Below are 8,707 nucleotides of genomic sequence, written 5' to 3' on the forward strand. Positions count from 1 at the left end.
ACATCCACGACCGCAAGCTGCCCGACAAGGCGATCGACGTGATCGACGAGGCCGGTGCGGCGCAGCACCTCTTGCCCGAGAGCAAGCGGCGCAAGACCATCACCGCCAGGGAGATCGAGGCGGTGGTCGCCAAGATCGCGCGCATCCCGCCGAAGAACGTCTCCAAGGACGATGCCGAGGTGCTCAAGGATCTCGACAAGTCGCTCAAGCGCGTGGTCTTCGGCCAGGACAAGGCGATCGAGGCGCTGGCGAGCGCGATCAAGCTCAGCCGCGCCGGGCTGCGCGAGCCGGAGAAGCCGATCGGCAATTATCTCTTCACCGGCCCCACCGGCGTCGGCAAGACCGAGGTCGCCAAACAGCTCGCCTCCATGCTCGGGGTGGAGCTCTTGCGCTTCGACATGTCGGAATACATGGAGAAGCACACCGTCAGCCGCCTGATCGGCGCGCCGCCGGGCTATGTCGGCTTCGACCAGGGGGGCCTCCTGACCGACGGCGTCGACCAGCACCCGCATTGCGTGCTCTTGCTCGACGAGATGGAGAAGGCGCATCCGGACGTCTACAACATCCTGCTGCAGGTCATGGACCACGGCAAGCTGACCGACCACAACGGACGGACGGTGGATTTCCGCAACGTGGTGCTGATCATGACCTCGAACGCGGGCGCCGCCGAGCAGGCGAGGGAGGCGCTCGGCTTCGGGCGCGACCGCCGGGAGGGCGAGGATTCGGCGGCCGTCGAGCGGATGTTCACGCCGGAGTTCCGCAACCGCCTCGATGCGATCATCAGCTTCTCGGCGCTGCCGAAGGCGGTCATCCTGCAGGTGGTCGAGAAGTTCGTCCTCCAGCTCGAGGCGCAGCTGATGGACCGCAACGTCCAGATCGAGCTCTCGCCGGAGGCCGCCGAATGGCTGGCCGACAAGGGCTACGACGACAAGATGGGCGCGCGTCCCTTGGGCCGGGTGATCCAGGAGAACATCAAGAAGCCGCTGGCCGAGGAGCTGCTCTTCGGCAAGCTGGCCAAGGGTGGGGTGGTGCATGTGCTGGTGCGCGACGGCGCGCTCGACCTGCGGATCGAGCCGCTCGGCACCCCGCGCATCACCGCCAAGAAGCCGCCGCTGCTCACGGCCGAGTAACCTCGGCCGGCGCGGCGCCGGGAACGATCGAGGCCCTGCCGGTCCTGCCGGCAGGGCCTTTTCCTTTTCGGCACGGGGGTCAGGCCGCCAGCCGCGTGGCGTCCCGGCGTGCGAGACCGGACAGGCTCATCTCGACCCGATGCCTGGCCGGCGGCAGGGCGCCCACGAGGGACAGCATGGCGTTGCGGAGGGTCTGGCGGGCGGCACCGCGGGTTGTGGCCATCGCCGTCAGCCGGGAAGCAAGGGCGATGACCTCCGCCGCGGCGGGCCGGCGCAGCTCGCCGTAGCGATCGAGCCAGGCATCGGGACGGTTGCCCGTGACGACCTCGGCGAGCATGCGACCGAGCACCACGGCATCGACGATGCCGGTGTTCATGCCCTGCCCGCCCGCCGGGCTGTGCACATGCGCGGCGTCGCCCATCAAGAGGAACCGTCCCGCACGGTAGCTGCGGGCGATGCGGTGGTGCAGCCGGAACCGCGAGCTCCACAGGACCTCTTCCACCCGGTTCTCGCCCGCCGTCGGGCCGCGCGCATCGACCAGCGCCTGGATGTCCGCAGGCCCTGGCAGCTCCGGGGCGTCCTCCATCGCGGCGACGACCCGGAAGCTGCCGTTCGGCAGCGGCGCGACCACGACCATGCCGCCGGGCGAGAAGAAGAGCGACACCTCGTCGCGGCCGAGCGCCCAGCGCATCCGCACGTCCGCCAGCACGAACGACCCTTCGTGCGGCTCGCCGTCGAAGCCGATGCCGGCGGCCTCCCGCACGAGGCTGCGCATCCCGTCCCCCGCGACCACGTAGCGGGCCTCGATCTCCTGCTCGCCCTCTGCGGAGGCCACGGTCACCCTTGCGCCTGCAGGTCCCTGCGTCGCCGCCGTCGCGGTCACGCCACGGTGGACTTCGCCGCCGAGCGCCGCAAGGCGGGCGCCGAGCACCCGCTCGGTCTCGTCCTGCGGCAGCATGAGGATGTACGGGTAAGACGATGGCAGATTGTCGAAGCGGAGCTGCAATCGGGCATGGTCGCGGTCGCGGATCGCGAAGCGGCGGAGCTTCAGACCCCGCGCGATCAGCGCCTCGGTGACGCCGAGCGGCTCCAGCGTTTCCAGCGTGTGGGCGTGGATGACCGCGGCGCGCGAGGTGTTCTGCCCCTGTGGCAGGCGATCGATCAGCAGGTGGTCGACGCCGGCCTGGCGAAGGGAGACGGCAAGCGCCAGCCCGGTGGGCCCGGCGCCGACGATCAGGACTTCGGTACGGTTCGGCAGCATGTGATTCCCCATTTTTCAACACCTGTTGACTTTCTACGCGCAGCCCTTGCGTTTGTCAACGGTTGTTGAAATCATGCGCCCCATGACCGATGCATCGCCGCGACTGAGCAAATCCCAACGGACCCGCGCCTCGATCCTGCGGGCGGCGCGGGACCTCTTTGCCGCCGAGGGCTACGAACGTGCCACGGTGCGCGACGTGGCTGCGCGCGCCGAGGTCGATCCCGCGCTGGTGATCCGCTATTTCGGCAGCAAGGACGGCCTCTTCGCCCGGGCCGCGGACTTCGACCTGCGGCTCCCCGACCTGTCGGACATGGACCGCGCCCGCCTCGGCCCGGCGCTGGTGCGGCACTTCCTCGACGTCTGGGAGGGCCCCGGCTCGAACGGTGGCATGACGATCCTGCTCCGCTCGGCCGCCTCGAACCCACTGGCGGCGGAGAAGCTTCAGGAGGTCTTCGCCGGCCAGGTCCTGCCGGCGCTGGCGCGGGCATCGGGCGCCCCGGACGCCGCCGAGCGGGCCGGTCTGGTGGCGAGCCAGCTCCTCGGCCTCGCGCTCGGGCGCTACGTGCTGAAGCTGCCGCCGCTCGTGGCCTTGCCGGCCGAGCGCATCGTCGAGGAGGTCGGCGCCACGGTGCAGCGCTACCTTGGCGTCTAGCCATCCCCGACCCTGATCGCCCGGATCAGCTTCGGCTCCGGCATCCGGAGCACGGAGCGCAAGCCTTGGCCGCGCTTGAGGCTGCGGCCGTCCATGCCGACCACCGCGTACTGGCCCTGCCCGTGCTTTCCGGAGGGTTCCGCGGGAAATGCCGTCAGCCGGCCGAGGCCTCCGGGACTGGGACCGGTCGTCCGACCGCGAGCAGCGCGCGGAAATCGGGATCCGCGTCGAGGATCGCCGCCTCGGGCCCCGCGCCCAGAGCGTCGTTCACGCGCGACATGAAGCCCCGGACCGCGGCGGCGAGGGCGATGTCGGCGATCTGGACATCGGAAAAGCCGTGGCGCCGCAGCCCGTCGATGTCTTCCTGCCTTGCCGCCCAGGCCCGCGTCGCGACCTTCTCGGCATAATCCAGCATCGCGACCTCGCGGTCCGGGAGGCCGCAGCGGCGAAAGTCGCGCACGAAGGCCGCCACCGCCTCCCGCGAGCCGAGCACGTCGATCGCGCGGCGCCCGTATTCCGCGGCGCAATAGCTCGTCGGCACGCGCAACGAGGCGAGCAGCCCTATGAGAATCCACTCCCGGTCGGAGAGCGAGGTGCCGGCGCGCAGATGCATGAAGAAATCCTCCCAGGCCGGCAGCATGTCGGGCCGCGCGGTCCAGACCTGCGTGCCGGACATCACATAACCGCGCTGCGCCCGTTCGGCGGCGTAGATTTCGGCGATCCGGCCATCGGCCTCCGCCTCGGAGATCGTCGCAACGAACATGGCTGGCCCCTCCTGCCGCGAGCGGGCCAGTATAGCCCAAAGGGCGGGCGGAAGCAGCGGCCTTGCGGCGCGGATGCCGGTTCAGACCGCGCGGATGAGCTTCTTCTCGAGCACGCGCAGGACGGTGCCGAGATCGGCGCCGCGCTTGAGGATCCGGCCGTCCATGGCGATGACCGCGTATTGGCCCTGCCGGCCGACCAGGCGGGGGCGTTTCTCGATGCGGTAGATCGGATGCTCGGCCGTATGCCGGAACACCGCGAAGACCGCCGCGTCGCGGAGCATGGAGATGCCGTAGTCGCGCCAGTGCCCGGCCGCCACCATGCGCCCGTAGAGCCCGAGGATCACCGAGAGTTCCGCCCGATGAAAGCTGACCCGCTCGGGAAGGCCGGGAAAGGGCGCGATCTCGGCGCTGTGCGTCATGGCATCAGCATGGCTGCGGGGCCCGGATTTGGCAAGCACCGCGATCCGCAATTGCCTAATGGAGCGAAGAGGCTAGAAAGGAGCTCCGCTCGGGCAAAGGGGGCGAGGCGGGCGGCGCGCATGGGGGGCGGCATCGGGGCGCCCCGGGGCGGTGCGCCACAAGTCCCCGATATCTTTCCACGCAAGAGGATTCGGATGGTTCAGACGCTGCATGACCTGCAAACGCCCTGCCTGCTGCTCGACGAGGCGCGGATGGCGGCCAATATCGCGCGGCTGCATGCGCGGGTGGCCGGAAGCGGCGTCGCCTATCGCGCGCATCTGAAGACCGCGAAATCGCCCGAGGTGGCCCGCCGGCAGATGACCTCGCCGGAGGGGCCGGCGATGGTCTCCACCCTGCGCGAGGCCGAGGAATTCGCGGATGCAGGCGTGCGCGACATCACCTACGGGGTCGGCATCGCGCCGGACAAGCTGCCGCGGGTGCTGGCGCTGCGGCGGCGCGGGGTCGATCTCGCGGTGCTGGCCGACAGCGTGGCGCAGGCCGAGGCGATCGCGGCGGCGGGCGATCCGGCCGACCCGATTCCGGTCCTGGTCGAGATCGATTGCGACGGGCACCGCTCGGGCGTGGCGCCGGGGGATGCGGCGCTCCTGCTGGCGATCGCCGGGGCGCTGCAGGGCGGCGCCATGCTGCGCGGGGTGCTGACCCATGGCGGCGAGAGCTACGGCGCGCGCGGGCCGGCGGAGCTGAAGGCCGCTGCCGAGCAGGAGCGCCGGGCGGTGGTGGATGCCGCGCGGATCCTGCGCGAGGCCGGCCATGCCTGCCCGGTGGTGAGCGTGGGCTCGACGCCGACCTTCTTCGGCGGCGGCGGCCTCGAGGGGCTGACCGAGTTCCGCGCCGGGGTGAGCGTCTTCTTCGACCTCTTCCAGGCGGGGGTGGGGGTCTGCGGCCTGGGCGACATCGCGCTGTCGGTGCTGACGACGGTGATCGGCCACCAGCCGGTCAAGGGCTGGACCATCACCGATGCGGGCTGGATGGCGATGTCGCGCGACCGCGGCACCGCGAACCAGGCGGTCGACCAGGGCTACGGCGTGGTCTGCGGCCTCGACGGCGCGCCGCTGGACGACCTGATCGTCATCGCCGCCAACCAGGAGCACGGCATCATCGCGCCGCGCCCCGGCAGCGGCGCCGCGGCGCCGGATCTGCCGATCGGCACCCGGCTGCGCATCCTGCCCAACCACGCCTGCGCGACGGCGGCGCAATACGACCGCTATCACGTGATCGGCACGGATGGCCAATTGTCGGAATGGCCGCGCTTCTCCGGCTGGTAGGCCGGACCCGGCGGGCTCAGTGCAGCCCGCCGTCCATGTCGTAGCGGCCGCCGTCGAGCAGCCTGCCGAACATGGCGGAGACCTCCGGATGGTCGACCGGCTCGCCGGATTCGTCCTTTACCAGGTTCTGCTCGGAGACATAGGCCACGTAATAGGAGGTCTCGTTCTCGGCGAGCAGGTGGTAGAAGGGCTGGTCCTTGCGCGGCCGGCTCTCCGCCGGGATCGATTCCCACCATTCCTCGGTATTGTTGAAGGTGGGGTCGACGTCGAAGACGACGCCACGGAACGGGTGGATGCGATGCCGCACCACCTCGCCGAGCGTGAATTTTGCTGAAGCCGTCAGCATGGTCGCAGCCTGCACGATGTATTCCGATGCCCATTCTATAGCGCGGTTGACATCCTGTCCACATCACGGAAGAGACGCCGCGGTGGCGGCCGGCACGGGCGCCGGTCCCGGGAGCCGCGATGGCACTTCTGCTCCAGGTCCTCCAGATCGTCTCGCCGGTATTCCTGCTGGCCGCCGTCGGCTACGGCTGGGTGCGGATCGGCTGGAACTACGACGTGGAATTCGTCACCCGGCTGTCGATGACGCTCTCCATCCCCTGCCTGATCTTCATGGCGCTGATCCGCTCGGACGTGGACCCTTCGGTGCTGCGCGACACGGTGCTGGCGACGCTGGCGGCCTATGTGGGGGTGGGCGCGATCGCCTGGGCGCTGCTCCGGATCGCCGGGATGGACCTGGCGACCTTCTGGGCGCCGCTCAGCTTCGGCAATACCGGCAACATCGGGCTGCCGATCGCGCTCTTCGCCTTCGGGCAGCAGGGCTTCGACTTCGCGGTGGTGATCTTCGCGGTCATGGCGATCCTCTCCTTCACCTTCGGGGTCTGGGTGGTCGCCGGCGGCGGCTCGCCCCTGAACGCGATCCGCGAGCCGCTGGTCTGGGGCACGCTGCTCGGGAGCCTGTTTCTCGCCATGGGCTGGACGGTGCCGGCCTGGACCGCGGCGACGCTCGACCTCGTCGGGCAGATGGCGATCCCGCTGATGCTGATCACGCTGGGCGTGGCGATCTCGCGGCTGCAGCCGCGCTCGCTCGGGCGCGCGCTCTGGCTCTGCCTCGCCAAGCTCGCGATCTGCATCGCCGTGCCGGTGGCGGTGGGCCTCCTCTTCGCCCTGCCGGCGCCCGCCTTCGGGGTGCTGGTGCTCCAGGTCGCGACCCCGGTCGCGGTGACCTCCTACATGCTGGCGACCAAATACAAGGCCCGTCCCGACGAGGTGGCGGGGCTCGTCGTCGTCTCCACGCTGCTCTCGGTGGTGGCGATCCCGGGCCTTTTAGCCTTTTTCGTCTGAGCTTTTCCTTGCATCCGGAGAACAATCTGGCATTCTGCGCTCACGACGTGCGGCAAGACACGCGAGCAGTTGAGAACGATGGCAGGTTTCTTCCGGTTCCGGAGCCTGGCCCTTCTGGGGCTTCTGGCATCCATCGCCGCCTGTTCGGGCGGTGAGAAGCCACCGAGCACGACCGTCGACGCCTGCCGCATGCGCAGCGAACGGCCGCATTGGTTCAAGGCGATGGAGCGCACCCAGGCCAAATACGGCGTGCCGGTCTCGGTGCAGCTCGCCACCATCGCCCGGGAATCGAGCTTCCAGCACGACGCCCGTCCGACCAAGACCGTGGGCAGCTGGCCCTTCCGGCGCACGGTGCAGCGCTCCTCGGCGCTGGGCTACGCCCAGGCGATCGACGGCACCTGGGACGGCTATGTCAAGGCCACCGGCCGGAGGCGCGCCGACCGCACGGATTTCGCGGATGCCTCGGATTTCATCGGCTGGTACATGAGCGGCAATTCCCGCGTGAACGGGGTCGCCACCACCGACGCCTACAACCAGTATCTCGCCTATCACGAGGGCAAGGCCGGTTTCGCCCGGGGCAGCTATCGCGGGAAGGCCTGGCTGCCGGCGGTCGCGCGCGACGTGGAGGCCTGGGCAACACGATACGAATTGCAGCTACAATCCTGCGGCGGCGGCCGCTGATCCTTTTGACACCCCGGCGCCTCCGGCCCTAGTGTTTCGCTCCGGGAAACACTGAAGGCAGCCGATGGATCGCCTCACCGAAATGGAAGCCTTCGTGCGCGTCGTCGATCACGGCGGCTTCACCGAGGCCGCGCGACAGATGGGCCTGTCGAAATCCGCAGTCTCGAAGCATGTCTCGGCGCTGGAGAAGCGGCTCGCCGTGCGGCTGCTCACGCGCACCACCCGGCGGGTCAGCCCCACCGAGCTCGGGCTCGCCTATTACGACCGGGCGCGGGCGGTGCTGGAGGATGCCGCGGAGGCCGACAGCATGGTGACGGCCATGCAGGCCACGCCCAAGGGGTCGCTGCGCATCTCGGTGCCGGTCAGCTTCGGCATCGGCCAGGTCTCGCGCGCGGTGGCGCGGTTCCTCGAGGCCTATCCGCAGGTCGAGGTCAACATGGTGCTCGACGACCGTTTCGTGGAGCTGCTCGCCGAGGGCTTCGACCTGGCGATCCGCATCGGCGTGCTGGAGGACAGCACGCTGAAGGCGCGCAAGCTGGCCGAGACGCGGCTTCTGCTGGCCGCCTCCCCGGCCTATCTCGCGGAGCGGGGGGTGCCGCAGAGCATCGACGATCTCAACGACCACTGTCTCCTGCATTATTCGAATCTCTCGACGGGCAATTTCTGGCGGTTGCGCGGGCGCGGCGGCGCGGAGCGCCAGATCCGGGTCGGCGGCCGGTTCACCGCCAACAACGGCGAATCGCTGCGGAAGGTCGCCGAGGCCGGCATCGGCGTGGTGATGCTGCCGTCCTTCATCCTCGGCGACGCGCTGCGCTCGGGCCGGCTGGTCGAGGTGCTCCCCGACCGCGAGCCGATCCTGCTCGGCATCCATGCGCTCTATCCGCAGGGCCCGTTCCCCCAGCCGAAGCTGCGCGCCTTCGTGGATTTCCTCGCCGAGCATTTCCGCGGCGCCGGCCCGGACGACTGGCCGGCCTGAGAATGGGCCGGTGCCAGGGCCGCTGATTTCGCCTGATACTGTCGCCGGATGATCGCTTCGGACTGGTGGCTTTTGCCCGTGGCGGCACCGATTTCTCTTCGCGGATTTGGCAGGTGACAAATCCGCGCGCGCCTGCCTGCCCCCGGCAGGC

At 69.7% G+C, this 8,707-nt stretch carries 10 protein-coding genes; 6 read left to right on the plus strand and 4 right to left on the minus strand.

Features of this window, described 5'->3' with window-relative positions:
- On the plus strand, positions 1-1,130 hold a 1,130-nt coding region (locus V7050_RS14860; protein WP_324410740.1), incomplete at its 5' end, for an AAA family ATPase.
- 79 nt (positions 1,131-1,209) lie between these two features.
- Here the strand turns inward: V7050_RS14860 and V7050_RS14865 are convergent.
- Complete coding sequence (locus V7050_RS14865; RefSeq protein WP_324375399.1) at positions 1,210-2,391, minus strand: FAD-dependent monooxygenase; 1,182 nt, start codon at positions 2,389-2,391, stop codon at positions 1,210-1,212.
- Positions 2,392-2,473: 82 nt separating this feature from the next.
- On the opposite strand from V7050_RS14865, the gene V7050_RS14870 reads away from it, so the two are divergent.
- The gene (locus V7050_RS14870) at positions 2,474-3,043 is read left to right on the plus strand and encodes a TetR/AcrR family transcriptional regulator (RefSeq protein ID WP_324369605.1); all 570 of its coding nucleotides are present in this window, start codon (positions 2,474-2,476) and stop codon (positions 3,041-3,043) included.
- A 154-nt stretch (positions 3,044-3,197) separates the two neighbouring features.
- Here the strand turns inward: V7050_RS14870 and V7050_RS14880 are convergent, their stop codons facing one another.
- Both V7050_RS14880 and V7050_RS14885 read right to left on the minus strand, forming a co-directional pair.
- Positions 3,198-3,806 carry a peroxidase-related enzyme gene (locus V7050_RS14880; protein WP_324369606.1) on the minus strand — a complete coding sequence of 203 codons (609 nt, stop codon included), beginning with the start codon at positions 3,804-3,806 and terminating at the stop codon, positions 3,198-3,200.
- An 81-nt stretch (positions 3,807-3,887) separates the two neighbouring features.
- Positions 3,888-4,226 (minus strand): DUF2794 domain-containing protein, encoded by a 339-nt coding sequence (locus V7050_RS14885; protein WP_324369607.1) that lies wholly within the window; start codon positions 4,224-4,226, stop codon positions 3,888-3,890.
- 195 nt (positions 4,227-4,421) lie between these two features.
- Here V7050_RS14885 and V7050_RS14890 point away from each other — a divergent pair, with 195 nt between their 5' ends.
- Positions 4,422-5,552, plus strand: a complete 1,131-nt coding sequence (locus tag V7050_RS14890) for an alanine racemase (protein ID WP_324369608.1) — start codon at positions 4,422-4,424, stop codon at positions 5,550-5,552.
- Between the two features lie 16 nt (positions 5,553-5,568).
- On the opposite strand, the gene hspQ is transcribed toward V7050_RS14890, so the two are convergent.
- The gene (hspQ, locus tag V7050_RS14895) at positions 5,569-5,898 is read right to left on the minus strand and encodes a heat shock protein HspQ (protein WP_324369612.1); all 330 of its coding nucleotides are present in this window, start codon (positions 5,896-5,898) and stop codon (positions 5,569-5,571) included.
- Between the two features lie 119 nt (positions 5,899-6,017).
- Here hspQ and V7050_RS14900 point away from each other — a divergent pair, with 119 nt between their 5' ends.
- From V7050_RS14900 to V7050_RS14910, 3 genes are all read left to right on the plus strand, one after another.
- Positions 6,018-6,899, plus strand: a complete 882-nt coding sequence (locus tag V7050_RS14900) for an AEC family transporter (RefSeq protein ID WP_324369609.1) — start codon at positions 6,018-6,020, stop codon at positions 6,897-6,899.
- A gap of 78 nt (positions 6,900-6,977) precedes the next feature.
- Positions 6,978-7,580 (plus strand): transglycosylase SLT domain-containing protein, encoded by a 603-nt coding sequence (locus tag V7050_RS14905; protein WP_324369610.1) that lies wholly within the window; start codon positions 6,978-6,980, stop codon positions 7,578-7,580.
- Between the two features lie 64 nt (positions 7,581-7,644).
- Entirely contained in the window at positions 7,645-8,556 is a 912-nt protein-coding gene (locus tag V7050_RS14910) for a LysR family transcriptional regulator (protein ID WP_324369611.1), read from the plus strand.
- Positions 8,557-8,707 lie beyond the last annotated feature (151 nt).

Origin of the sequence: Amaricoccus sp. (assembly GCF_036846665.1) — a bacterium.
Classification (GTDB): Bacteria; Pseudomonadota; Alphaproteobacteria; order Rhodobacterales; family Rhodobacteraceae; genus Amaricoccus.

Coding starts and splice junctions, on each gene's coding strand:
- V7050_RS14865 (WP_324375399.1), bottom strand. CDS start 2,391: ATGCTGCCGAACCGTACCGAAGTCCTGATCGTCGGCGCCGGGCCCACC.
- V7050_RS14870 (WP_324369605.1), top strand. CDS start 2,474: ATGACCGATGCATCGCCGCGACTGAGCAAATCCCAACGGACCCGCGCC.
- V7050_RS14880 (WP_324369606.1), bottom strand. CDS start 3,806: ATGTTCGTTGCGACGATCTCCGAGGCGGAGGCCGATGGCCGGATCGCC.
- V7050_RS14885 (WP_324369607.1), bottom strand. CDS start 4,226: ATGACGCACAGCGCCGAGATCGCGCCCTTTCCCGGCCTTCCCGAGCGG.
- V7050_RS14890 (WP_324369608.1), top strand. CDS start 4,422: ATGGTTCAGACGCTGCATGACCTGCAAACGCCCTGCCTGCTGCTCGAC.
- hspQ (WP_324369612.1), bottom strand. CDS start 5,898: ATGCTGACGGCTTCAGCAAAATTCACGCTCGGCGAGGTGGTGCGGCAT.
- V7050_RS14900 (WP_324369609.1), top strand. CDS start 6,018: ATGGCACTTCTGCTCCAGGTCCTCCAGATCGTCTCGCCGGTATTCCTG.
- V7050_RS14905 (WP_324369610.1), top strand. CDS start 6,978: ATGGCAGGTTTCTTCCGGTTCCGGAGCCTGGCCCTTCTGGGGCTTCTG.
- V7050_RS14910 (WP_324369611.1), top strand. CDS start 7,645: ATGGATCGCCTCACCGAAATGGAAGCCTTCGTGCGCGTCGTCGATCAC.